This is a genomic window from Streptomyces sp. NPDC055962 (assembly GCF_042270185.1).
Lineage (GTDB): Bacteria > Actinomycetota > Actinomycetes > Streptomycetales > Streptomycetaceae > Streptomyces.
On the sequence record NZ_JBHJYN010000002.1, the window covers coordinates 1,036,062 to 1,060,448 of the forward strand.

Consider the following 24,387-nt stretch of genomic DNA (forward strand, 5'->3'; position numbering starts at 1 on the left):
CGGCCCGGCCCGTGCGGAGCGCCTCTACGCGGCGGCGGGCAGGCCCACGCCGTCCGGGTTCGGCCGGCGCACCCCCAGGTCCGCGAGGATCGCCGAGGCGGCGCGCCCGCCGGAGCGCAGGGCGCCCTGGACCGTGCCGGTGTCGCGGTGGTCGCCGCACACGTACAGCCCGGCGAGCACCCGGACCGGCCGCAGCGGGTCGTGCGGCGGTGGCATGGCAGGCACGGCCTCAGGGTCGTGGTGCGAGGCCAGCAGCTCCCAGCCGTCGGTGGGGGTGCCGTACAGCCTGGCGAGATGCGCCCGCACCGAGCGGTCGAGGTCCGGCGGTTGCGCGCCGAGCACGGTGGAGGTGATCAGGGCCCGGCCGCGCGGGGCGCGTGAGGGATCGACCTCGCTCATCACGGCGGTGTACGCCACCGGCCCCGAACGGTCCGCGTCCAGCAGCAGACGGGCGCCCGTCGACGGCGCCTCCGCGGCGGTGTGGTGCAGCACGGTCACCGGGTGGAACGCGGGCACCCGCAGGCCCGGCAGCAGTTCGGCCGCGGCCCCCGCCCCGGTGGCCAGCAGCAGCGACCGGCAGCCGAGTTCGCCGTGCTCCTTGGTGCGCACGGACGTGGTGTCGGCGGCCGTCACATGGACCCCCGTCCGCACCGTCCCCGGTGGCAGGGCGGCGGCCAGCAGCTCGGGCAGCGTCGCGGAACCGCCCGAGGGGACGCAGAGCCGGCCGCGCGCGAGGTCCCGCAGCGTGAGTTCGGCGATGCGGCTGGACGTGGTGAGCGTGGGATCGTTGAGGAGCGCCGTGAGCAGCGGGTGCAGGAAGCCGCCGACGACGCGGGAGGAGAGGCCGCGCCCCGAGACCGTCTCCGCCGCCGGCCTGTCGGGCCGGGCCAGGATCCGGGACTCCGGAGTGGTGGCGAGCCGGGCCAGCCAGGCCCCGAGCCTCGCCTGCTCGATCGCCCCACCGAGGGGCGCGCGGGGGGCGCTCGGTCGGGAGCGTACGGCGCGAAGTGCGCCCCGCGCGCTCCGCACGTCCCCGGCGCGGTACTGCCGCCCCTCGCTGTGGACGAGCACCCCGGGGGCGAAGTCCCGGAGGACCAGCCCTTCGAGCCCCGGGGTGGTGCCCAGCTCCGGATACGCGGAACTGAGCAGCGGCCCCAGATGGTCGAGCCGGAAACCGTCCACGTCATGGGTGGCCATCCGGCCGCCCACCTGTGCGGCGGCCTCCAGGACGGTGACGCCCACTCCCGCGCTGATCAGCTGGTGGGCGGCCGACAGGCCGGCGATCCCGGCCCCGATGATGACCACATCCGCGTGGTCTGCTGTGTGTGCCGTGAGCACGTGCCCCTCCCCGAGTCGGTGCGACTGGTGGGGGGCTATTGCCCCCAACAGGCCCCCGGAATGCCCGAGTTCGGGTCGAGGCTAGGCGTATGGCCGAGAGAGGAGCAGTCGCACGCACCCAGGGCACCGGTGCACGGGGTCGCACGGCGGCCCGGCGCGGGGGCCGGGGCGGCCCTGGTCAGCGCAGGGCGGCGCGGATGGCGTCGTCGATGCCGGGGAAGGCGAACGCGAAGCCGGAATCGAGAAGTTGGCCGGGCAGCACCCGCTGACTGGCCAGGACGTCCCCGGAGAACTCCCCGAGGGCCGCCTTCAGGGCGGGCGCCGGGGCGGTGAACAGGGTGGGGCGCCGCAGCACTCTGCCCATCGCGGCCGTCACCTCGCCGTTGGTGACGGGGGAGGGGCCCGTCAGATTCACCGGACCCGAGAGCGTCTCCGTGTCCAGGATGTGCCGCAGGGCCGCGATGTGGTCGTGCAGCGCGATGAAGCTCCAGTACTGCCGGCCGTTCCCCATCCGTCCGCCGATGCCCGCCTTGAAGAGCGGGAAGAGGCGCCCCCAGGCGCCGCCCTTGCGGGAGACCACCAGACCGGTCCTGGCATGGACCGTGCGCACCCCCGCCTCCTCGGCGGGAGCCGTCGCCTCCTCCCACTCCACGCAGACGGACGGCAGGAAGCCCTCGCCGGGCGGTGCGCCCTCGTCCACGGCACGGTCCCCGGTGTCGCCGTAGAAGCCGATGGCGGACCCGGACAGCAGTACCTTCGGCGGGGTGTCGAGCGAGGCCACCGCCTCGGCGACGGCCGCCGTGCCCAGCACCCGGCTGTCGCGGATCTCCTGCTTGTACGCCTCGGTCCACCGGTGGTCCCCGACTCCGGCGCCGGCCAGGTGGACGACCGCGTCGCAGCCGGCCAGTCCGGCCACGTCGACGTGCTGCCGCTTCGGATCCCACTCCACCTCGTCGCCCGTGGCGGCCGGGCGGCGCACCAGGCGCACCACCTCGTGCCCGTCTGCACGCAGCGAGCGCACGAGCGCCGCTCCGATGAGGCCGGTGGATCCGGAGACGGCGATTCGGGAGCGCAGCATGACGCCCATCCTGCCCCATGGGCCGCCGGTCACGCGGAAGGGACGTGGCACAGTGGCGCGCATGTCCGAGCCGCACTTCCGGTCCCTCCGCCCCGTCCGTCCCGCCGTGCCCGGGGACGAGACCGCCCTCGGGGAGCTCGACCGGGCCACCTGGTCGACGCTCCACGCCGTCCAGCCGAGGCCGCAGCCGCCGTACCCGCCTTTCTTCGACGACCGGCACCCGCCCGGCGACTACCTCGTCGCGGACGCGGTCACCGGCGCGGGCGGGGTGAGCCCGGCCGGCTATCTCCGGCTGGGGCGCCCCACGCCGCTCGCCTGCAACGCCCATGTGCGCCAGATACAGGGCCTCGCCGTCGCCGGCTGGGCACGGCGCCAGGGCGTCGCACGGGCGCTGCTCCGCGCCTCGTTCGCGGAGGCGCGACGGCAGGGCGCCGGACGGATCACCCTGCGCGTGCTCGGGCACAACACCGCCGCGCGGGCGCTCTACGAGGCGGAGGGCTTCACCGTGGAAGGCGTACTGCTAGGGGAGTTCTTCCTGGGCGGCCGGTACGTCGACGACGTCCTGATGGGCCGCTCGACGGCGGCCTGACCGAGGGCACGGATCGTCGGGCGGATCAGGGATCAGGGATCAGCGGATCAGGGATCAGGGATCAAGGGACAGGAGCCAGGGACCAGGGACCAAGGACGAAGGAGCAGGCCCCGGCCCCTGCCTCAGGCCGGTCCGAAGCGTTCCCAGAGCGCGGGGAAGCGCTCCGCCAGCGCTGCGTCGTCGAAGCCGAAGGGTGTGCCGGCCGGTTCCGTGGGCTGCGGCGGCAGCCCCAGGTCGGGGGTGACGACACCGGTGAGCTGTTCGTAGGCCTCGTCGGCGGCGTAGCCGAGGTCCTCCCCGTCCCCGTCGAGCTCCTCGTCGAAGTCGTCCAGCAGCTCGGCCAGGCTGTCCGGGTCGTGCACGGCGCCCTCGAAGACCTCGCGGCCCTGCGCGATCAGCCAGCAGCGGAAGTAGTCGAACGCGTCGTCGCTCGCGCCGCCCAGCAGGACGGCCGCAGCGCCCCACAGGTCCCATCGGTACGCGCGGTTGTAGCGGGCCTCGAAGTGCCGGGCGAAGTCCAGCACGGAGTCGGGGTCGAGCCGCACCAGCCGTTCGACGAGCAGGTCGGCGTGCTCCTCGGGGTCGCCCTCGGCGGCCTCGCGGCTGCGGTCGATGATCTCCCAGAACTCCGTCTCGTCCATCACTGGTCCAGCATCTGCCCCGGGGGCGGGCGACGCACGCGCAGACACCGAAATGAAGCCTTCGGCATCACTTCCGGGCCACTTCAGCGGTAGAGGTCGCGCATTCGTTCGGCGGTATCGGCCATGCGTTCGCGCAGGGCCGCCGGTGCGAGGACCTCCACCTCCGGTCCCAGCGTGAGCAGCTGGTCGTAGGCCACCTCCAGCGACTCCACCGGCAGGGCCACCGTGCGCAGCCCGTCGCCGTCCGCTCCGGCGGCCCCGGCCAGCGCCTCCTCGGCGGCGGCCCGGTCCACCACGTGCGGCAGCCGCCGTGCCCCTTCCCGCGACAGCCGCACGGTCACCTCCGTCCGCAGGATCGACCGGGCGAACTGCGCGGCCCGTTCCTCCCAGAAGCGCGGCAGGTCGAAGTCCTCGTCCCGTACGAAACGCGTCTGCGACACGGCGACCGCGGTGAACCGGTCGATCCGGTACACCCGGAAGTCCTCGCCGGCGCGGGCACAGAGGTACCAGACGCCCGCCTTCAGGACGAGTCCGTACGGGGCCAGCTCCCGCTCCACCTCGTCCGAGGACCGGCGCCGGTAGCGGGCCCGGACCAGCCGGTCGTCCCAGACGGCCTCCGCGACGGCGGGCAGCAGCTCAGGGGTGACCGGGTCGTGGTACCAGCCGGGGGCGTCCAGGTGGAACCGTCGCGCGGCGCTGTGCGAGGCGTCCCGGAGCGAGGGGAGCAGGGCGGCCGAGACCTTCAGCCGCGCGGCCGATGCGGCGTCGTCGAGCCCCATCTCGCGCAGGGCGGAGGGCAGCCCGGACAGGAAGAGCGCCTCGGCCTCGTGGCGGGCCAGCCCGGTGAGCCGTGTCCGGTAGCCGCCCACCAGCCGGTAGCCGCCGGCCCGGCCGCGGTCGGCGTAGACGGGCACACCCGCCTCGGAGAGCGCCTGGGCGTCCCGGGCCACGGTGCGCTCCGACACCTCCAGCTCCCCGGCCAGCTCGGCGCCGGTCATGGACGGCCGGGATTGCAGGAGCAGCACCATCTTGATCAGGCGGGCAGCACGCATGCGGCCATTGTGCGTCCCCGCGCCGCACCGCCTGCGCCCGCCCCGGAGACGGCGCGCAGCTCGGTGCCGGGCCGCCGCCAGGTCGGCAGGAGTACCCCGTGGCCCGGGACGCCCGCAGGGCGGGCCCGAAGCGGGCCCGCCCTGCGGTGTGGAGCCGAGCCGTGCGGCGGGAGCCGACGGCCGGGTGCTCAGAGGCCGTACTGCTCCCGGGCCTCCTTGACCTTGGAGGCCGGGATCTCGCCGCGCCGGGCCAGCTGGGCCAGCGCGGCGACCGTGACGGACTCCGCGTCGACGCCGAAGTGGCGGCGGGCACCCTCACGGGTGTCGGAGAGGCCGAAGCCGTCCGTGCCGAGCGAGGACCAGTCCTGCTCCACCCACTGGCTGATCTGGTCCGGGACCGCACGCATCCAGTCGCTCACCGCGAGGACCGGGCCCGGCGCGCCGGAGAGCGCCTGGGTCACGTACGGCACGCGCTGCTCACCGCGGAGCAGTGCCTCGTCGCACTCCAGCGCCTCGCGCCGCAGCTCGCCCCACGAGGTGGCGGACCAGACGTCCGCCGTGACACCCCAGTCGGCGGCCAGCAGCTCCTGGGCCTTGAGGGCCCAGTGGATCGCCGTGCCCGAGCCCAGCAGCTGGAGACGCGGGGCGTCCGCCGTGGCGGGTGTGCCCTCCTTGAAGCGGTACAGGCCCTTGACGATGCCGTCCTCGACGCCTTCCGGCATCGCGGGCTGCTGCTTCGGCTCGTTGTAGACCGTCAGGTAGTAGAAGACGTCCTCGGGCTGCGGTCCGTACATCCGGCGCAGACCGTCCTTGACGATCACCGCGATCTCGTACGCGAACGCCGGGTCGTAGTTGAGCGATGCCGGGTTCGTGGACGCGATCAGGTGCGAGTGGCCGTCCGCGTGCTGGAGGCCCTCACCCGTCAGGGTCGTGCGGCCGGCCGTGGCGCCGACGATGAAGCCCTTGCCGAGCTGGTCGGCGAGCTGCCACATCTGGTCGCCGGTCCGCTGCCAGCCGAACATCGAGTAGAAGATGTAGAACGGGATCATCGTCTCGCCGTGCGTCGCGTACGACGAAGCGGCGGCGATGAAGTCGGCCATGGCACCGGCCTCGGTGATCCCCTCGTTGAGGATCTGGCCGTCCTTGGCCTCCTTGTAGTACATCAGCTGGTCGCGGTCGACCGGCTCGTACGTCTGGCCGAGCGGCGAGTAGATGCCCGCCGAGGGGAACAGCGACTCCATACCGAAGGTACGGGCCTCGTCCGGGACGATCGGGACCCAGCGCCTGCCGGTCTCCTTGTCCCGCATCAGGTCCTTCACCAGGCGGACGAACGCCATGGTGGTCGCCATCTCCTGCTTGCCGGACCCCTTGTACAGGGCCTTGAACGCGCGCTCCTCCGGCTCCGGCAGCGCCACGGCGTGCACCCGGCGGGCGGGGGCCGGACCACCGAGGGCGGCACGGTGCTCCTGGAGGTAGCGGACCTCGGGGGAGTCGGCGCCCGGGTGGCCGTAGGGAACCAGCCCGTCCTCGAAGGCGCTGTCCGGGATCGGGAGGCCGAGCAGCTCGCGCATGCCCTTGAACTCGTCGATCGACAGCTTCTTCATCTGGTGGTTGGCGTTCTTGGACTCGAAGCCCTTGCCCAGCGTGTAGCCCTTGACCGTCTGGGCCAGGATCACGGTCGGCGCGCCCTTGTGCTCCAGGGCGGCGCGGTAGGCCGCGTACACCTTGCGGGCCTCGTGGCCGCCGCGGGAGCTGTAGAAGCACTCGGCGATCTTCGCATCGCTCAGTAGTTTCGCCAGCTCGGCGAGGGCGGGCTCGGCGCCGAAGAAGTGCTCGCGGATGTAGGCCACGTCGCGGGTGGCGTACGTCTGGAACTGCGCGTCCGGGACCTCGCGGAGGCGGCGGATCAGCGCGCCCGTGGTGTCCAGCTGGAACAGCTCGTCCCAGGCGGAGCCCCAGAGCGTCTTGACGACGTTCCAGCCGGCCCCGCGGAAAGCGCCTTCGAGCTCCTGGACCACGCGGAAGTTCGCGCGGACCGGGCCGTCGAGGCGCTGCAGGTTGCAGTTGATGACGAAGGTCAGGTTGTCGAGCTGCTCACGCGCCGCGAGGGCGAGGGCCGCGGTCGACTCGGGCTCGTCCATCTCGCCGTCGCCCAGGAAGGCCCAGACGTGCGAGTTCGACGTGTCCTTGATCTTGCGGTTGGTCAGATAGCGGTTGAAGCGCGCCTGGTAGATCGCCGAGAGCGGGCCGAGGCCCATCGACACCGTGGGGAACTCCCACAACCAGGGAAGCCGCCGGGGGTGCGGGTACGACGGCAGCCCGTCGCCCCCGGACTCCTGGCGGAAGTTGTCGAGCTGCTGCTCGCTGAGGCGGCCGTCGAGGAAGGCGCGGGCGTAGATGCCGGGCGAGGCGTGGCCCTGGATGTAGAGCTGGTCGCCGGAGCCGTCACCTTCCTTGCCGCGGAAGAAGTGGTTGAAGCCGGTCTCGTACAGCCAGGCCGCCGAGGCGAACGTGGCGATGTGACCGCCGACGCCGTACCGGGCGCCACGGGTGACCATCGCGGCCGCGTTCCAGCGGTTCCACGCGGTGATCTTCGATTCCATCTCCAGGTCGCCGTCGAACGCGGGCTCGGCGGAGGTGGGGATGGTGTTGACGTAATCGCTTTCCAGCAGCTTGGGCAGCGCGATGCCGGCGCCCTCAGCGTGCTGGAGCGAACGCCGCATCAGGTACGCGGCGCGGTGCGGGCCCGCGGCCTTGGTGACGGCGTCCAGGGAGGCCGCCCACTCGGCGGTCTCCTCGGGGTCGCGGTCCGGGAGCTGGTCGAGCTCGCTCGGAAGCTGTGCTACGGGGTCGGTCATGATCGCCGCCTTCCGGAGTGGGAGGGGGTGGAGAAGGCCCTGACTGGCAGGACAGGGCGATCGGGCCGGTGGGCCCGCGACTGAACTGTAAGTCGCCGATCGATGATCGATCAAAGGGTGAAGGGCAAAACTTCTCGATATGAAGAAAAGTGGCATGCGGTGCCGCGAAAGGGGGCACGGAGTGACGGGATCAAGGGGGTGAAACGGGCACTGTCCTGCACGGCCGAGCGCCCTGCGCCGCAGATGGGCGCCGCTGTCCCCGGCCGGTCAGGCGCGCGGCGCGCACCCCAGGACGTGCTCCTTGACCAGCACGGCGATCTGCGGGTCCTGCCGGAGGAACGCCTCGATGAGCGCCTCGTGCTCCTCGGCGTAGGACTTCTGCACGGTGCCCAGCCAGCGGATCGACAGGGCCGTGAACACCTCGATGCCGAGCCCCTCCCAGGTGTGCAGCAGGACGGCGTTCCCCGCGGCCCGCACCATCTCCCGGTGGAAGGCCACCGTGTGCCGCACCTGCGCCTCGCCGTCGGCCAGCCGGTCCGCCTCGTACAGCGCCGCCACGTGCGGGGCGAGCGCCGAGCAGTCCTCGCCCAGCGCCGGCGCCGCCAGCTCCGCCGCGATCTGTTCGAGCCCTGCCCGCACGGGATAGCTCTCCTCCAGATCGGCCGCGGTGAGATTGCGGACCCGGACGCCCTTGTTGGGTGCGGACTCGATCAGCCGGAGCGTCTCCAGCTCCCGCAGCGCCTCGCGCACGGGTGTCTGGCTGACCTCCAGCTCGGTCGCGATGCGGCGCTCCACGATCCGTTCGCCCGGCTTCCAGCGCCCGCTGACTATCCCTTCCACGATGTGCTCGCGGATCTGTTCGCGCAGCGAGTGGACGACGGGCGGGGTCATGAGGAGCTCCTTCGGGGACGAACCGGTGCTGCCTGCACCGACCGGCGGCGGAGACGACCGGTGGTGTCTAGACAATACGGCGGCGCCCCCGCCCGGAAGTGTTCCGGACGGGGGCGCCGCTGGTGAGGCTGGTTACAGCTGTACGGCTCAGAGGCCGAGCTCGACCTCGAACTCGCCCGCCTCGAGGATCGCCTTGACCGTCGTCAGGTAACGGGCGGCGTCCGCGCCGTCCACCAGACGGTGGTCGTAGGAGAGCGAGAGGTAGGTCATGTCGCGGACGCCGATGACGGTGCCCTCGGCGGTCTCGATGACCGCCGGACGCTTGACCGTGGCACCGATGCCCAGGATGGCCGCCTGGTTCGGCGGCACGATGACCGTGTCGAACAGCGCACCGCGCGAACCGGTGTTGCTGACCGTGAAGGTCGCACCGGACATGTCGTCCGGGGTGAGGCCGCCACCGCGGGCCTTGCCGGCCAGCTCGGCGGTCTTCTTCGCGATACCGGCGATGTTCAGGTCGCCCGCACCCTTGATGACCGGGGTCATCAGGCCCTTCTCGGCGTCCACGGCGATGCCGATGTTCTCCGAGTCGAAGTACGTGATGGTGCCCTCGTCCTCGTTGATCCGGGCGTTGACGACCGGGTGGGCCTTCAGCGCCTGGGCCGCCGCCTTCACGAAGAACGGCATCGGGGACAGCTTGACGCCCTCACGGGCGGCGAAGGACTCCTTCGCCTGGTTGCGCAGCTTCATCAGCTTGGTGATGTCGACCTCGAGGACCGAGGTCAGCTGGGCCTGCGAGTGCAGCGCCTTCATCATGTTGTCGCCGATGACCTTGCGCATCCGGGTCATCTTGACCGTCTGGCCGCGCAGCGGGGACGCCTCGACCTTCGGCGCGGCCTTGGCCGCGGGAGCGGCGGCGGCCGGAGCCGGAGCGGCTGCGGCGGCCTTGGCGGCCTCCGCGGCGGCCACCACGTCCTGCTTGCGGATACGGCCACCGACGCCGGTGCCCTTGACCGCGCCCAGGTCGACGCCGTTCTCGGCGGCGAGCTTGCGGACCAGCGGCGTGACGTACGCGCCGTCGTCACCCGAAGGCGCCGACGGAGCGGCCGGAGCCGGAGCGGCTGCGGCGGGCGCCGGAGCCGGGGCGGCCGGGGCTGCCGGGGCGGCGGGAGCCGGAGCCGGAGCGGCGGGGGCTGCCGGGGCGGCTGCGGCGGGGGCGGGCGCCGGAGCCGGGGCCGCGGGGGCGGCCGGAGCCGGCTCCGGAGCGGCGGCGGGGGCCGGGGCGGCCTCCGCCGGGGCGGCGGCGGGAGCGGCACCCGGAGCGCCGATGACGGCGAGCTTGGCACCGACCTCGGCGGTCTCGTCCTCGCCGACGACGATCTCCAGCAGCACGCCGGCGACCGGGGCGGGGATCTCGGTGTCGACCTTGTCCGTGGAGACCTCGAGCAGGGGCTCGTCCTCCGCGACCTCCTCGCCGACCTCCTTCAGCCAGCGGGTGACGGTGCCCTCGGTGACGCTCTCGCCGAGCGCGGGGAGGGTGACGTCGGTGCCCGAGGCGCCACCGGCCGGAGCGGCGGCGGGGGCCTCGGCGGCAGGGGCCTCGGCGGCGGGCGCCTCGGCGGCGGGGGCCGGTGCGGCCTCCTCGGCCGGAGCCGGTGCGGCCTCCGGCTCGGCCGCCGGAGCGGCCTCGGCGGGCGCGCCCGAGCCGTCGTCGATGACGGCCAGCTCGGCGCCGACCTCGACGGTCTCGTCCTCGGCGACCTTGATGGACGCGAGCACGCCGGAGGCGGGCGCGGGGATCTCGGTGTCGACCTTGTCGGTCGAGACCTCGAGCAGCGGCTCGTCGGCCTCGACGTGCTCGCCCTCGGCCTTCAGCCAGCGGGTGACGGTGCCCTCGGTGACGCTCTCGCCGAGCGCCGGAAGGGTTACGGAAACCGACATGGTTTCAGTTGCTCCTTACGAAAGTGCGGAAGTGGTCGGTCGTCCCCGGGACTGGATCAGTCGTGGGAGTGGAGAGGCTTGCCGGCCAGGGCCAGGTGGGCCTCGCCCATCGCCTCGTTCTGGGTCGGGTGGGCGTGGATGAGCTGCGCGACCTCGGCCGGCAGCGCCTCCCAGTTGTAGATCAGCTGGGCTTCGCCGACCTGCTCGCCCATACGGTCACCGACCATGTGGACGCCGACCACGGCACCGTCCTTGACCTGGACGAGCTTGATCTCGCCCGCGGTCTTGAGGATCTTGCTCTTGCCGTTGCCCGCGAGGTTGTACTTGAGGGCCACGACCTTGTCCGCGCCGTAGATCTCCTTGGCCTTGGCCTCGGTGATGCCGACGGAGGCGACCTCGGGGTGGCAGTACGTGACCTTCGGCACGCCGTCGTAGTCGACCGGCACGGTCTTGAGACCGGCGAGCCGCTCCGCCACGAGGATGCCCTCGGCGAAGCCGACGTGCGCGAGCTGCAGGGTCGGGACCAGGTCACCGACGGCCGAGATCGTCGGGACGTTGGTCTGCATGTACTCGTCGACGAGGACGTAGCCGCGGTCCATCGCGACGCCGGCCTCCTCGTAGCCCAGGCCCTGCGAGACCGGGCCGCGGCCGATCGCGACCAGCAGGACCTCCGCCTCGAAGGTCTTGCCGTCGGCGAGGGTCACCCGCACGCCGTCCTGCGTGTACTCGGCCTTGTCGAAGAAGGTGCCGAGGTTGAACTTGATGCCGCGCTTGCGGAACGCGCGCTCAAGAAGCTTCGAGCTGTTCTCGTCCTCGACCGGGACCAGGTGCTTCAGGCCCTCGACGATGGTGACGTCGGTGCCGAAGGACTTCCACGCCGAGGCGAACTCGACGCCGATGACGCCGCCGCCCAGGACGATCGCGGACGCCGGCACGCGGTCCAGCTTCAGCGCGTGGTCCGAGGAGATGATGCGGTTGCCGTCGATCTCCAGGCCCGGCAGCGACTTCGGCACGGAGCCGGTCGCCAGCAGCACGTGGCGGCCCTGGACGCGCTGGCCGTTCACGTCCACCGAGGTGGGCGACGAGAGACGGCCCTCACCCTCGATGTAGTGCACCTTGCGCGAGGCGACGAGACCCTGCAGGCCCTTGTAGAGGCCCGAGATCACGTCGTCCTTGTACTTGTGGACGGCCGCCATGTCGATGCCCTCGAAGGTGGCCTTCACGCCGAACTGCTCGGCCTCGCGAGCCTGGTCGGCGATCTCGCCGGCGTGCAGCAGCGCCTTCGTGGGGATGCAGCCGTTGTGCAGGCAGGTGCCGCCGACCTTGCCCTTCTCGATCAGTGCGACGTCCAGGCCCAGCTGAGCTCCGCGCAGGGCCGCGGCGTAACCGCCACTGCCACCGCCGAGGATCACTAGGTCGAAAACGGTGCTGGCGTCGTTCGCCACGTCACGTCCTCCATGCATGTGCGCCGTACGCCGGGCCCCGTCGCTGGGGTGTGACCGGCCGGTCGGCTGGTGTTCGGCCGCTTGCGTTATTCGGCCCTGTGGTGGGGGCCCTGTCCTGCCGAGAACCCATCTTCGCACTTGTTGAGGGCGGACGGGACGCGGGCCCCTGCTCCGAGCCGGACCACGAGGGGGTCCGGCCGGTTACCGATGCGTACAGATGTCCGGAAAAATGCCGGTCGGAGCCATCCGGGGCAACACCGACGGCCCCGGGCGTATGCCCGGGGCCGTCGGCGCCGCGAGCGGACCTCGCGTGCGGGTCCGTGCGCGGACGCCGGCTCCGGCACTCAGCCGAGGTCGCCCGCGGCGGTGCGCTCCGCCAGCCGCACCAGGGTGCGGACCGCGGATCCGGTACCGCCCTTGGGCGTGTAGCCGTAGGGGGCGCCCTCGTGGAAGGCCGGGCCCGCGATGTCCAGGTGCGCCCAGGCGATGCCCTCGCCCACGAACTCCTGCAGGAACAGTCCGGCCACCAGGCCGCCGCCCATCCGCTCGCCCATGTTGGCGATGTCGGCGGTCGGGGAGTCCATGCCCTTGCGCAGGTCGGCGGGGAGCGGCATCGGCCACGACGCCTCGCCGACCTCCTCGGCGATCTCGTGGATCGACGTGCGGAAGGCGTCGTCGTTGGCCATGACACCGAAGGTGCGGTTGCCGAGGGCGAGGACCATGGCACCCGTCAGGGTCGCCACGTCGACGATCGCGTCCGGCTTCTCCTCGGAGGCGCGGGTCAGCGCGTCCGCGAGGACCAGGCGGCCCTCGGCGTCGGTGTTGAGGACCTCGACGGTCTTGCCGCTGTACATGCGCAGCACATCACCGGGGCGGGTGGCGCTGCCGGACGGCATGTTCTCGGCGAGGGCCAGCCAGCCGGTCACGTTGACCTGGAGGCCCAGGCGGGAGGCGGAGACGACGGCGGCGAACACGGCGGCGGCACCCGCCATGTCGCACTTCATCGTCTCGTTGTGCCCGGCCGGCTTGAGCGAGATGCCGCCCGAGTCGTAGGTGATGCCCTTGCCGACCAGGGCGAGCGTCTTCTCCGCCTTGGGGTGGGTGTAGGACAGCTTGACCAGGCGGGGGCCGTGCGTGGAGCCCTGGCCGACACCGAGCAGACCGCCGAAGCCGCCCTTGACGAGCGCCTTCTCGTCCAGGACCTGCACCTTGATGCCGTGCTCCTTGCCGGCGGCGGTGGCCACGGCGGCGAAGGACTCGGGGTAGAGGTCGTTCGGCGGGGTGTTGACCAGGTCGCGGGCGCGGTTGATCTCCTCGGCGACCGCGACGGCGCGCTCGGCGGCCGCCTTGAACGCCTTGTCGCGCGGCTTGGCACCGAGCAGGGCGACCTCGCCGAGCGGGAGCTTCGCCCCGCTCCCGGCGCCCTTGGGGGCCAGCTTGTTCTCGCCGCCCTGGTAGGCGGTGAAGGCGTAGGCACCGAGCAGGGCGCCCTCCGCGACCGCTCCGGCGTCCTCGACGGACTCCGTCGGCAGCGCGAAGCCGGCCTTCTTCGAACCCTTCAGTGCACGGGCGGCGCTGCCCGCGGCCCGGCGCAGCACCTCGGCGTCGTACGCGTCGTCCTTCGCCGGGACCGGACCGAGGCCGACCGCGATGACGACCGGGGCCTTGAGGCCGGACGGAGCGGGGAGCTTGGTCACCTCGCCCTCGGCGCCGGAGGCGCCCAGGGTCTCCAGGACGGTGGCGAGCTTTCCGTCGAACGCCTTGTCCACGGCCTCGGCGCCCGGCGCGACGACCAGGTTCCCCGCCTTGGACCCAGCGCCCTTGGCGACGCCGACGACGAGTGCGTCGGCGCGCAGCGTCGCCGCACCTGAGGTGCTGAGAGTGAGAGCAGTCACGGTGGTGAAATCTCGCTTCCGTTGAGTTGTGTGCCGGTCTGTGTGGGTCGAAGGGGTGGCCGACCGGGCCCGGCGCATCGTGGACCCGCCGCAATGTGCCGGGAATGAGCCTACGCGCGCCTTTGCGTCCCGCTCACGGGGGCGGGGCACTCACCCCGGCGACAGCGCGAGCAGAGCCACCGTCGCGGCTGTCTCCTCCAGGGCGCCGAACACGTCGCCCGTCACCCCGCCGAAGCGCCGTACGCAGTGACGCAGCATCAGCTGCGTGGCCGCGAGGCCGGCGAGGACGGCGAGGGCATGGTGCAGGGCCGCGCCGGATCCGCCCACCGGCACACCGGCCGCCGCGCACCCCGCGACCACCGCGCAGGCCGCGGCCGCCGCGCCCAGGGGCGGCACGGTGCCCGCCACCGCCGCGCCCAGGCCCTCGGGCCGGGCGGGCGGGACGCCCCGGCGCGAGGCGAGGGTGAGGGCGAGCCGCGCGGTGACGGCGGCGACGACCGTGCCCAGCGCACCCTCCGCCCAGCCCCGGCCGTACAGCTCGAAGAGCGCCGCCACCTGGGCCAGCAGCACGAACACGAGGGTGATCACGCCGAACGGGCCGATGTCCGACTGCTTCATGATCCGCAGCGCGTCCTCGGCGGGCCGGGCGCTGCCGAGCCCGTCGGCGGTGTCCGCCAGCCCGTCCAGGTGCAGCCCCCGGGTCAGCGCCGCGGGGAGCGCGGCGGAGGCGACCGCCGACAGCAGAGGGCCCGCCCCGGCCCACAGGAGGAGCACCCCGGGGACGGCCGCGAGCAGTCCCACGGCCAGCCCGGCGACCGGGGCGCACAGCATGCCGGCACGGGCGGCACCCCGGTCCCAGCGGGAGACGCGTACGGGGAGCGCGGTCAGGGTGCCGAAGGCGAAGCGCAGGCCGTGGCTGTTCAGGGAGGTCACCGCGCGCACGCTAGCCGGTGCGGCGGCCCGTCGGATTGGGCAGAGTGACCCATAAGCCGCATACGCGGACCGCCGGGTGGAGGTGGCATGGGTCACTGGTTCCAGCAGAACATCGTCGAGCCGGGCAAGCTGCCGCTGCTGCTCGCCCTGAGCGCGTTCGTGCTGACCTTCGCCATCACCCGGATGATCACCAGGATGATCAGGGCGGGGAAGGGGCCGTTCGGCAACATCACGCCCGGCGGTGTCCACGTCCATCACGTCGTGCCCGGCGTCGTGCTGTCGGTGGTCGGCGGCTTCGGCGCTGTCGCCAGCGGTCAGCACGGCGTCGCGGCGGGGATCTTCGCGGTGGTCTTCGGGGTGGGCGCCGGCCTGGTCCTCGACGAGTTCGCGCTGATCCTCCACCTCGACGACGTGTACTGGACGGAGGAGGGCCGGCAGAGCGTCGAGGTCGTCGTGCTCACGGCCTCCCTCGTCCTGCTCGTCCTGGCGGGCTTCTCACCGCTCGGCGTCGACGAACTGACCGGGCAGCAGCAGCAGGACAGGCTCGGCGTCGTCCTGACCTACGTCTTCAACTTCGGCCTGGTGCTGATCACGCTGTTCAAGGGCAAGGCCCGGATGGCGGTCATCGGCACCCTGATCCCGTTCGTCGCGCTGATCGGCGCGATCAGACTCGCCCGGCCCGCGTCGCTGTGGGCCCGCCGCCTCTACCGCCGCCGCCACCGGGCGCGCGCCAGGGCGGTGCTGAGGGCCTATCACCACGACGTGCGCTGGGTGGGACCCCGGCGCCGCTTCCAGGACCTGATCGGCGGGGCCCCGGACCGGACCCCGCTGCCACCCCGCCCCGGAAGCGGCCCCTGACGCCTCAGGCGGTCGTCCCCGCGGGATCCCCGGCCTCCGGGGTCTCGGCGTCCGGCGTCGTGGCGTCCGGCGTCCTGGTGTCGGGGGCCTTCGAAGGCTCCTCCCCGGCAGGCTCCGCCGCGCGCTCGGGCAGCTCCGCCGCCAGCGCCGCCGCGGCCTGGACGAGCGGCAGCGCCAGCAGGGCGCCGCTTCCCTCGCCCACCGTCACCCCGTGGTCCAGCAGCGGTGTCAGCGCCATCCGGTCCAGTGCCTTCAGCTGAGCAGGCTCCCCGCTGAGCTGCCCGGCCAGCCACCAGTCCGGTGCCCGGAAGGCCGCCCGCTGCGCCACCAGCGCACAGGCGGCCGAGACCACCCCGTCCAGCACGACGGGCATCCGGCGCACCGCGCTCTGCAGCAGGAACCCGGTCGTCGCCGCCAGGTCCGCGCCGCCGACCGCGGCCAGCAGCTCCAGCTGGTCGCCCAGGACCGGCCGGGCCCGCCGCAGCGCGTCCCGGACCGCCGCGCACTTGCGCATCCACGCCAGGTCGTCGATCCCGGCGCCACCACGCCCCGTCACCACCGAGGCGTCCGTGCCGCACAGGGCGGCGATCAGGGTCGCCGCCGCCGTCGTGCCGCCGACGCTCAGATCGCCCAGCACCACGAGGTCCGTGCCGGAGTCGGCCTCCTCGTCGGCGATCCGCATCCCCAGCCGTACCGCCTGCTCGGCCTCCTCGGCCGTCAGCGCGTCCTCGACGTCGATCCGGCCGCTGCCGCGCCGCACCCGGTGGCGTACGACCTCCTCGGGCAGCAGCCCGGGGTCGCAGTCCAGTCCGGCGTCCACGATCCGTACGGGGACGGAGAAGCGGCGGGCCAGCACGGCGACGGGACTCGCCCCGTCCAGCACCGACCGGACGAGCTCGTGCGTGGTGCCGGCGGCGCGGCCCGAGACCTCCAGCTCCGCCACCCCGTGGTCCCCGGCGAACAGCACCACGCGCGGCTGTCCGACCGCCTTGACCGGGACCGACTGCTGGGCGGCCGACAGCCATTCACCCAGCTCGTCGAGCCGGCCGAGCGCGCCCGCGGGGACGGCGAGCCGCTCCCTGCGTTCCTCGGCATCGCGCCGCACGCCCCCGTCGGGGCGTTCGATCAGGTCGGAGAAGTCGTCCAGATTCACGGGGGTCTGCCTCGCGGGTCGTCACAGGGTGGGCGGGAACCCACCGGGGGGCTCCTCTGCGGAACAGTACCCGGCACTCCCTCCTGCATCCCCGGCCCCGCACACCCCCCGCGGTTCAGCTCCGCAGCACCAGGGCCTGCCCCGCCACCACCAGCAGCACCTGCTCGCACTCGGCGGCGAACGCCGCGTTCAGGCGGCCCAGTTCGTCCCGGAAGCGGCGCCCGGAAGCCGTCGCCGGGACCACGCCCGACCCCGTCTCGTTGGTCACGGCGACGACCGTGCGACGTGTCCCGCGCACCGCGCGGACCAGTTCGGAGACCCGTTCGCGCAGCTTCTCCTCCCCGCCGTCCGCCCACCGGCCGTCGTCCCAGGCGTCGACCCGGTCCATCGCGTCGGTCAGCCACAGCGACAGGCAGTCGATCAGCAGCGGCGGGCCGTCCTGCTCCAGCAGGCCCGCCAGTTCGCAGGTCTCCTCGGTGCGCCAGGCCGCCGGCCTGCGCTCCCGGTGCAGCCCGATCCGGGCGTCCCACTCCGCGTCCCCCTCGCGGCGGCCGCCCGTGGCCACGTACACCACCTCGGGGAAGGTCTCCAGGCGCTGCTCGGCCTCCACCGACTTCCCGGACCTGGCCCCGCCCGTGACCAGCGTGCGCCGGGGCACCTCGGGTACGGGGTGGTAGGCGCCCACCGGCACGGTCGTCCCGTCCGGCACGGCCCGCGCGCCGCCGGCCGCGAGCCGGCGGTCCAGCTCGGCCCCGGCCGGCGCGTCGTGGTCCAGATGGACGGCGATCACCTCGGTGGCGGGCCCGACGGCTCCGACGGCCCGCAGTCTTGCCACGGCGTCCGGCCGCGCGATCACATCGCACACGACCAGGTCGTAGGGGTCCGCCACGGCGTCGGCCAGACCGGCGGGGGCGGCCCCCGGCGGCAGGTAGAGCAGACGCTCCCCTTCCGGCGAGGTCACCTCGTAGCCGGTGCCCGGCGCGTCCATGGCCAGGGCCCGGATCCGGTGCCCGCTGATCAGCGTCAGCTCCTGGCCGTCGGGGACACGCCCCGCAGGCGGGAGCGAGTCGGGCAGCTCCATGGCGGGCCCGTCGTGGGGATGGGTCAGCAGCACCTGCCGTACGGCGGAGAGCGAGCGGCCCGCGCGGGCGGCGGCGAACACGGCGCCGGGGGTGAGGTCCAGGAGCAGGGCGTCGTCCACCAGCAGCGCGGTCGCCGCGCGGGCCCCCGTACCGCGGGAGGACGCGCAGACGGCGCAGGGGCAGTCGGGCCGCGGCAGCCCGTCGGGGGCTCCGGTGCCGAGCAGTGTCAGTTCCACGTGTCGATCCTCCCGTGTCCGCGGACCACCTGCGCGCGCGGGACACCCACTAGTCTTCGGGGAGCAACGTGACCCGGGAGGCGACATGGCGTGGACGTGGCGGTTCGAGAAGTCCGACGGTACGGAGACGGAGCCGGCGCTGCAGCCGGAGGAGTTCACGACCCAGGGCGACGCGGAGTCCTGGATCGGTGAGTTCTGGAAGGAGCTCCTCGAAGGCGGCGCGCACCAGGTGACGCTCTTCGAGGACACGACGAAGATCTACGGCCCGATGAGCCTCCAGGCCGACTGAGGCCCGCCGGCCCGCCCGCGCACAGGCTGCCCGGGCGGGCCGTACGGCCGTCGTGCCCCGGTTGCTCTCAGATCTCGCCCAGGGTGACCCCGGCGGTCTTCGACGCGCCTTGCCGGGTGTACGTCACCGTGACCTTCTGGCCGGGCTCGTCGTCCGCCAGGGCCTCCGAGAGCGAGGTGATCGTGGTGACCCGCGTGCCGCCGATCCGGGTGATGATGTCCCCGGAGCGCAGGCCCGCCTCCTCCGCGGCCCCGCCCTTCCGCGCGCTGACGATCGCGACCCCGGCCGGCCGGTAGTCGTCGTCGACGACCGTGCGGCCCGTGATGTCCAGCGCCGCCCGCCCCGAGTCGGTGACCTTGCCGGACTCGATGATCTGGTCGGCGACCGTCCGCACCATCGACACGGGGATGGCGAACCCGATCCCGGGCGCCGCGCTGTCACCCAGCTGGGGGTCGGTCGCCGCGAGGGTGGGGATGCCGATCACCTCGCTGTCGAGGTTCACGAGGGCGCCGCCGCTGTTGCCCGGGTTGATGGCCGCCGAGGTCTGCACCATGTCGGCGAGCGTCGCCCCGGTGCCACCGCCCGAGCTGCTCTCGCTGACGGTCCTGCCCACGGCCGAGACGATGCCCTGGGTGACGCTGCTGGACAGCCCGAGGGGCGAACCCATGGCCAGGACGATCTGCCCCACCTCGACCTCGTCGGTGTCCCCGAACTCCGCGGCGCGCAGCCCGTCGGGGACGTCGTCGAGCTTGACGACGGCCAGGTCCTGCTCCGGGTAGGAGGAGACGAGGGAGGCCTTGAGTACCTTCTCGCCGGTGGCCACGCTGACGTCGAAGGTCTTCTCGCTGCCCACCACATGGGCGTTCGTCACGATGTGGCCCTTGTCGTCGTAGACGATGCCCGAGCCGAGCCCGTCCCCGGCGCCGATCTGCACGACCGAGGGCAGCACGTCCCTGATGACCGACCGGTACCGGTCCTCCAGGTCACCCGCGGCCCGGGACACCGCTGCCTGCTGGGCCGGCGCGGCGGCCGGGGCGGGCCCGCGACCGGTGCAGCCGCCTGCCAGCGCGATCGCGCAGGCACCGGCGGCCAGAGGCGTGAGCGAGCGGCGTACCCGGCTGCGGGAAGGGGTTGAGTCCATTCCCGGAGTATCGCCAGGGTCCGCCGCGCGCGGCCTGCGGTGCTGGGCCGATCAGCCGTACGGCTCCGGAGGGGTCAGCCGCGTACCCCGCACAGGTGCAGCAGCGCGGCCACCCCGCGGTACGGATCGGTCCGGCCCGCCCTGTCCTCCGCGGAGAAGATCCGCGCCAGCTCCTCGGGGCCGGGTAGCTCCGCCTCGTTGGCCACGTTGTCGGTGAAGACCCGCACGCCGTACCAGGCGTGCAGCGGGGCGGCGATCCCGGCGAGGGTGGCCCGCAGCACGTCGAGCCGGTCCGCCCGGACGTCGAGGCCGAGCCTGTTGGTGTAGGTGTCCGTGTCGAACGCCGCGAGGGCCCCGGCGAAGTCGCCCGCGGTCCCCGGCCGCATCGCCAGGGCGTCGGCGTTGCGCACGAGCAGCGAGAGCAGCCCCCCGGGTGCCAGCACCCGGGCCAGACCGGCGAGCAGCGGATCCGGTTCGGGGACGTACATCAGGACGCCGTGGCAGAGCACCACGTCGAAGCTGCCGGGTAGGAAGTGCACCCCGGTGTCACGGCCGTCGCCCTCGATGAGCCGCACCCGTTCCCGGATTCCCTCGGGCTCGCCCGCCAGGGACTCCCGCGCGGTCCGCAGCATCTCGGTGTCGGACTCCAGGCCCGTCACCGAGTGCCCGGCCCGCGCCAGGCGCAGCGCCTGCGTGCCCTGGCCCATGCCGACGTCGAGCACACGCAGCCGCTGCCCCACGGGGAAGCGCCCGGCTATCTGCTCGTCGAGCTGCCGGGCGACGAGCTCCTGGCGGACCGTGTTGCGCAGCCCTCCGAGTCCGCTCAGCCACCGGGTGGAAACCCCCGTGAAGCCGGAGGCCTCCGTGCTCAGGGCCGCTCTCCCCGCTTGACCTGCGGCTTGGGAAGACGCAGTCGGCGCATCTGGAGCGTGCGCATCAGGCCGTAGGCCACCGCGCCGCGCTTCGGGGTGTCCGGGAAGCGCTGGGCCAGCTGCTTCTTGAGGCGGAAGCCGAGGCCGATGGAGTCGACGACGATCAGCACGATCACGCCGAGCCAGAGCAGCAGCGAGATGTTCTGGATGTTCTGGACCTGGATCACGCTGAGGATCAGGATGATCACTGCGAGCGGGAGGAAGTACTCCGCGATGCAGAAGCGCGAGTCCACGAAGTCACGGACGAAGCGCCGCACGGGGCCCTTGTCACGCGCCGGCAGATAACGCTCGTCACCCGACGCGAGAGCCTCCCGCTGCCGGGCCAGGTCCGCCCGGCGGGCTTCGCGCTGGCGCTTCGCGGCCTCCTTGCGATCGGTCGGCGCGCCGCTGGAGGCGCGCCGGCGCTGCGTCTGGGAGTCGCTGCGCTTGGGGGTGGGGCGACCTTTGGGAGCCTGGGGGTCGCGGGGCTGCTTGGAGAGGTCCGCCGTCACCTTGCCGGTGGGGGCCTTCTCTTCCTTGGAACGGCTACGGAACACAAAACCCAAGGGTACGGGGTCGCCGGGGAGTACCGGGGACCGGCCGGGAACGATCCGGCAACGGCCTGCGTCCTGAAAAGTGTCCCGACAGGGGCAGAACGGACGTTGCCGACGTCATCCCTGATGGACCTCTACTCCCTGGGCGGGAGCGGTCGCCGGCGGCAGTCGTCCTTGCGGAGGAGCACATCGGTGCTCGAACAGTGCGGTAATGGAGACAGGGCCCGTACTGTGGGTTCTGTTGGAGTGCTGGAGCTCAGTCCGTCAGAAGGGGGCGCGCGAAGCCCATGAGCGGTGTCATGAAGCGTATGGGAATGATCTTCCGCGCGAAGGCAAACAAGGCCCTTGACCGGGCCGAGGATCCGCGCGAGACCCTCGATTACTCGTACCAGAAGCAGCTCGAGCTGCTCCAGAAGGTACGCCGCGGCGTCGCCGATGTGGCGACCTCGCGCAAGCGGCTGGAGCTGCAGCTGAACCAGCTGCAGGGGCAGTCGTCCAAGCTGGAGGACCAGGGCCGCAAGGCGCTCGCGCTCGGCCGCGAGGACCTGGCCCGCGAGGCGCTGTCGAGGCGCGCCGCCCTCCAGCAGCAGGTCACCGATCTGGAGACGCAGCACCAGACGCTGCAGGGCGAGGAGGAGAAGCTCACCCTCGCGGCCCAGCGGCTGCAGGCCAAGGTCGACGCCTTCCGGACGAAGAAGGAGACCATCAAGGCCACCTACACGGCCGCGCAGGCCCAGACCCGGATCGGGGAGGCCTTCTCCGGCATCTCCGAGGAGATGGGCGACGTCGGCCTGGCCATCCAGCGGGCCGAGGACAAGACCCAGCAGCTGCAGGCCCGCGCGGGAGCCATCGACGAACTGCTGGCCTCCGGCGCCCTCGACGACCCGTCCGGCACGGCGAAGGACGACATCGCCGCCGAGCTGGACCGGATCTCCGGTGGTACGGATGTGGAGCTGGAGCTGCAGCGCATGAAGGCCGAGCTGGCCGGCGGCTCCGCAGGGCAGCAGCAGGCCATCGAGGGCGGCGCCGAGGACGCGGCACCGCAGTCGCAGCAGTCCCCGCACAAGTTCGACAAGCAGTGAGGGCGGCGTCATGATCGTACGGATCATGGGGGAGGGCCAGGTCAGCCTGGCCGACAGTCATGTCGTCGAGCTGAACGAGCTCGACGACGTACTCCTCGCGGAGATGGAGAGCGGTGACGGACCCGGTTTCCGCACCACGCTCCACGCGCTTCTGGACAAGGTGCGCGAGCTCGGCTCGCCGCTCCCCGACGACGCCCTCGAACCGTCCGAACTGATCCTGCCGTCACCCGACGCCACCCTCGAAGAGGTGCGCTCCATGCTCCGTGACGACGGGCTGATCCCCGGCTGACCGGGCAGCCCGCTCCGCACTCCCCACGGTGCCCCCGCCCCGGTCCGGCCGGTGCGGGGGCACCGTGCCGTGACGGGGACCGGACACGGCAGCGACCGGCCCGTCGGCGGCACGCCGTACCGTGGTGCGACGTGACCATCCTCGGAACCGGGCAGGTGCGCGCCACCCGCTGGCTGCGCGGCCATCCCCTCGCCTTCGACGCGGTCCTCGCCGTGTTCGTGCTCGCCTGCATGATCTGCGCGTCGTTCACCGAGCCGAACCCGGGCCACGGGCGGCCCGTCTTCGGTGCGCGGGTGCCCGAGCCGTCGAGCGTGCTGCTGATGGTGCTCGGCGCCGCAGCGCTCGTCCTGCGGCGGCGCAGGCCGATGGCGGTGCTCGTGGTGACCGGGCTGCTGTCCGTCGTCGAGTTCCTCCTGATGGATCCGCCCGCGCCCGTCGTGATCAGCGCGGTCATCGCGCTCTTCACCGTCGCGGCCAGGACCGACCGCCCCACCACCTGGCGGGTCGGCCTGCTCACCATGGGCGGGCTGGCCATGGCCGCGATGGTGGCCGGTCCGACACCCTGGTACAGCCAGGAGAATCTGGGCGTCCTCGCCTGGACGGGCCTGGCCGGCGCCGCCGGCGACGCCGTACGCAGCAGACGCGCGTTCATCGACGCGATCAGGGAACGGGCCGAACGCGCGGAGCGCACCCGCGAGGAGGAGGCCCGCCGGCGGGTCGCCGAGGAGCGGCTGCGCATCGCCCGGGACCTGCACGACGTCGTCGCCCACCACATCGCCCTCGTCAACGTCCAGGCCGGGGTCGCGGCCCACGTCATGGACAAGCGCCCGGACCAGGCCAAGGAGGCCCTCGCCCACGTACGGGAGGCCAGCCGCTCCGCCCTCAACGAACTGCGGACCACGGTCGGGCTGCTGCGCCAGTCCGGCGACCCGGAGGCGCCCACGGAACCCGCCCCGGGGCTCGCCGTCCTCGAGACCCTCGTCGGCACCTTCCGCAACGCCGGGCTCCCCGTGGAGGTGGCCTGCACCGATCCGGACAGCCCGCTGCCCGCCGCGGTGGACCTCGCGGCCTACCGGATCATCCAGGAGGCCCTGACCAATGTGCGCAAGCACGCGGGCGCCGGGGCGAAGGCCGAGGTGAGTGTCGTACGGGTCGGGGAGACCGCGGAGGTCACCGTGCTCGACGACGGCAGGGGAGCCGACCCCCTCCCGACCCGGGCCGACGGCGGAAGGCACGGATTGATCGGCATGCGCGAGCGGGTCACCGCGCTCGGCGGCACCCTCACGGCCGGACCGCGCTACGGGGGCGGGTTCCGGGTCCATGCGATCCTTCCCGTCACGTCCCGCACACGCGCGCCGGGGCGGCCGGGCGCGGTGGGGACGACGGGGGGATACGTATGACGCCCATCAAGGTGCTGCTCGCCGACGACCAGGCCCTGCTGCGCAGCGCGTTCCGGGTGCTGGTCGACTCCGAGCCCGACATGCAGGTCGTCGGTGAGGCCGCCGACGGGGCGCAGGCGGTGGAACTGGCCCGCTCGACCCGCGCCGACGTCGTGCTGATGGACATCCGGATGCCGGGTACCGACGGGCTCGCCGCGACCCGGACGATCAGTGCGGACCCGGACCTCGCGGGGGTCCGGATCGTCATGCTCACCACCTTCGAGGTGGACGAGTACGTCGTGCAGTCGTTGCGGGCGGGCGCCTCCGGCTTCCTGGGCAAGGGCGCGGAACCGGACGAACTGCTCAACGCGATCCGGGTCGCCGCGGCGGGCGAGGCGCTGCTCTCCCCGGTCGCGACCAAGGGCCTGATCGCCAGCTTCCTCGCCCAGGCGGGCGCCGGCACCGACGGACCCGACGGCGCCGAGTACTCCGAGCGCCTCGCCGCGCTCACCGGGCGCGAGCGCGAGGTGCTCGTCCAGGTCGCGGGAGGGCACTCCAACGACCAGATCGCCGACCGGCTGGCCGTCAGCCCCCTCACGGTGAAGACCCATGTGAACCGGGCGATGGCGAAGCTCGGGGCCCGGGACCGTGCCCAATTGGTGGTCATCGCGTACGAATCGGGCCTGGTCCGTCCCCGGGTGGAGTGACGGGTGGAGACCCGGCTACTCCAGCTGCGGTATGCGCGGGATAAAAAG

At 73.0% G+C, this 24,387-nt stretch carries 22 protein-coding genes; 7 read left to right on the forward strand and 15 right to left on the reverse strand.

What is annotated here, in order from left to right:
• Positions 1–24: 24 nt before the first annotated feature.
• The gene (locus ACFC51_RS09905; protein ID WP_376527900.1) at positions 25–1,338 is read right to left on the reverse strand and encodes an NAD(P)/FAD-dependent oxidoreductase; all 1,314 of its coding nucleotides are present in this window, start codon (positions 1,336–1,338) and stop codon (positions 25–27) included.
• Between the two features lie 178 nt (positions 1,339–1,516).
• A complete protein-coding gene (locus tag ACFC51_RS09910) occupies positions 1,517–2,416 on the reverse strand; it encodes a TIGR01777 family oxidoreductase (protein ID WP_376527902.1) in 900 nt (299 codons plus the stop codon).
• A gap of 61 nt (positions 2,417–2,477) precedes the next feature.
• Here ACFC51_RS09910 and ACFC51_RS09915 point away from each other — a divergent pair, with 61 nt between their 5' ends.
• Positions 2,478–3,005, forward strand: a complete 528-nt coding sequence (locus tag ACFC51_RS09915) for a GNAT family N-acetyltransferase (protein ID WP_376527905.1) — start codon at positions 2,478–2,480, stop codon at positions 3,003–3,005.
• 122 nt (positions 3,006–3,127) lie between these two features.
• Here the strand turns inward: ACFC51_RS09915 and ACFC51_RS09920 are convergent, their stop codons facing one another.
• The 8 genes from ACFC51_RS09920 to ACFC51_RS09955 all read right to left on the reverse strand — a co-directional run bounded on the left by ACFC51_RS09920 (position 3,128) and on the right by ACFC51_RS09955 (position 14,658).
• A complete protein-coding gene (locus ACFC51_RS09920) occupies positions 3,128–3,646 on the reverse strand; it encodes a DUF4240 domain-containing protein (RefSeq protein WP_376528024.1) in 519 nt (172 codons plus the stop codon).
• Positions 3,647–3,729: 83 nt separating this feature from the next.
• A complete protein-coding gene (locus ACFC51_RS09925; protein ID WP_376527907.1) occupies positions 3,730–4,698 on the reverse strand; it encodes a helix-turn-helix transcriptional regulator in 969 nt (322 codons plus the stop codon).
• Between the two features lie 188 nt (positions 4,699–4,886).
• Positions 4,887–7,556 carry a pyruvate dehydrogenase (acetyl-transferring), homodimeric type gene (aceE, locus tag ACFC51_RS09930; protein WP_376527910.1) on the reverse strand — a complete coding sequence of 890 codons (2,670 nt, stop codon included), beginning with the start codon at positions 7,554–7,556 and terminating at the stop codon, positions 4,887–4,889.
• Between the two features lie 267 nt (positions 7,557–7,823).
• Positions 7,824–8,447 (reverse strand): GntR family transcriptional regulator, encoded by a 624-nt coding sequence (locus tag ACFC51_RS09935; protein WP_376527912.1) that lies wholly within the window; start codon positions 8,445–8,447, stop codon positions 7,824–7,826.
• A gap of 147 nt (positions 8,448–8,594) precedes the next feature.
• A complete protein-coding gene (gene sucB, locus ACFC51_RS09940; protein WP_376527915.1) occupies positions 8,595–10,385 on the reverse strand; it encodes a 2-oxoglutarate dehydrogenase, E2 component, dihydrolipoamide succinyltransferase in 1,791 nt (596 codons plus the stop codon).
• A gap of 56 nt (positions 10,386–10,441) precedes the next feature.
• Positions 10,442–11,830, reverse strand: coding sequence for a dihydrolipoyl dehydrogenase (gene lpdA, locus ACFC51_RS09945; protein WP_376379974.1), 1,389 nt, complete (start codon positions 11,828–11,830; stop codon positions 10,442–10,444).
• Positions 11,831–12,174: 344 nt separating this feature from the next.
• Positions 12,175–13,725 (reverse strand): leucyl aminopeptidase, encoded by a 1,551-nt coding sequence (locus tag ACFC51_RS09950; RefSeq protein WP_376379971.1) that lies wholly within the window; start codon positions 13,723–13,725, stop codon positions 12,175–12,177.
• A gap of 150 nt (positions 13,726–13,875) precedes the next feature.
• Positions 13,876–14,658 (reverse strand): adenosylcobinamide-GDP ribazoletransferase, encoded by a 783-nt coding sequence (locus tag ACFC51_RS09955; protein ID WP_376527917.1) that lies wholly within the window; start codon positions 14,656–14,658, stop codon positions 13,876–13,878.
• Between the two features lie 87 nt (positions 14,659–14,745).
• On the opposite strand from ACFC51_RS09955, the gene ACFC51_RS09960 reads away from it, so the two are divergent.
• Positions 14,746–15,516, forward strand: coding sequence for a hypothetical protein (locus tag ACFC51_RS09960; RefSeq protein WP_376379965.1), 771 nt, complete (start codon positions 14,746–14,748; stop codon positions 15,514–15,516).
• 4 nt (positions 15,517–15,520) lie between these two features.
• On the opposite strand, the gene cobT is transcribed toward ACFC51_RS09960, so the two are convergent.
• Both cobT and ACFC51_RS09970 read right to left on the reverse strand, forming a co-directional pair.
• Positions 15,521–16,669 carry a nicotinate-nucleotide--dimethylbenzimidazole phosphoribosyltransferase gene (gene cobT / locus ACFC51_RS09965; RefSeq protein WP_376379962.1) on the reverse strand — a complete coding sequence of 383 codons (1,149 nt, stop codon included), beginning with the start codon at positions 16,667–16,669 and terminating at the stop codon, positions 15,521–15,523.
• Positions 16,670–16,784: 115 nt separating this feature from the next.
• On the reverse strand, positions 16,785–17,987 hold the full coding sequence (locus tag ACFC51_RS09970) for a bifunctional adenosylcobinamide kinase/adenosylcobinamide-phosphate guanylyltransferase (RefSeq protein WP_376527920.1): 1,203 nt from the start codon (positions 17,985–17,987) through the stop codon (positions 16,785–16,787).
• 85 nt (positions 17,988–18,072) lie between these two features.
• Between ACFC51_RS09970 and ACFC51_RS09975 the strand changes: the two genes are divergently transcribed.
• On the forward strand, positions 18,073–18,276 hold the full coding sequence (locus ACFC51_RS09975; RefSeq protein WP_329227939.1) for a hypothetical protein: 204 nt from the start codon (positions 18,073–18,075) through the stop codon (positions 18,274–18,276).
• Positions 18,277–18,343: 67 nt separating this feature from the next.
• Here the strand turns inward: ACFC51_RS09975 and ACFC51_RS09980 are convergent, their stop codons facing one another.
• The 3 genes from ACFC51_RS09980 to ACFC51_RS09990 form a co-directional block, all read right to left on the reverse strand.
• Positions 18,344–19,417 (reverse strand): S1C family serine protease, encoded by a 1,074-nt coding sequence (locus ACFC51_RS09980; protein ID WP_376527922.1) that lies wholly within the window; start codon positions 19,415–19,417, stop codon positions 18,344–18,346.
• 74 nt (positions 19,418–19,491) lie between these two features.
• Positions 19,492–20,226 (reverse strand): class I SAM-dependent methyltransferase, encoded by a 735-nt coding sequence (locus tag ACFC51_RS09985; protein ID WP_376379980.1) that lies wholly within the window; start codon positions 20,224–20,226, stop codon positions 19,492–19,494.
• 59 nt (positions 20,227–20,285) lie between these two features.
• Positions 20,286–20,885 (reverse strand): DUF3043 domain-containing protein, encoded by a 600-nt coding sequence (locus ACFC51_RS09990; protein WP_376379955.1) that lies wholly within the window; start codon positions 20,883–20,885, stop codon positions 20,286–20,288.
• Between the two features lie 296 nt (positions 20,886–21,181).
• Between ACFC51_RS09990 and ACFC51_RS09995 the strand changes: the two genes are divergently transcribed.
• The 4 genes from ACFC51_RS09995 (at position 21,182) to ACFC51_RS10010 (ending at position 24,339) form a co-directional block, all read left to right on the forward strand.
• The gene (locus ACFC51_RS09995) at positions 21,182–21,964 is read left to right on the forward strand and encodes a PspA/IM30 family protein (protein WP_014156668.1); all 783 of its coding nucleotides are present in this window, start codon (positions 21,182–21,184) and stop codon (positions 21,962–21,964) included.
• Between the two features lie 10 nt (positions 21,965–21,974).
• Positions 21,975–22,253 (forward strand): hypothetical protein, encoded by a 279-nt coding sequence (locus ACFC51_RS10000; protein WP_376379952.1) that lies wholly within the window; start codon positions 21,975–21,977, stop codon positions 22,251–22,253.
• A 131-nt stretch (positions 22,254–22,384) separates the two neighbouring features.
• Entirely contained in the window at positions 22,385–23,653 is a 1,269-nt protein-coding gene (locus ACFC51_RS10005; protein ID WP_376379949.1) for a histidine kinase, read from the forward strand.
• Positions 23,650–24,339: a response regulator gene (locus ACFC51_RS10010; RefSeq protein WP_376379946.1), complete on the forward strand. Its 690-nt coding sequence runs from the start codon at positions 23,650–23,652 to the stop codon at positions 24,337–24,339. Before ACFC51_RS10005 ends, ACFC51_RS10010 begins: the two co-directional genes overlap by 4 nt.
• The last annotated feature ends 48 nt before the right edge of the window (positions 24,340–24,387 follow it).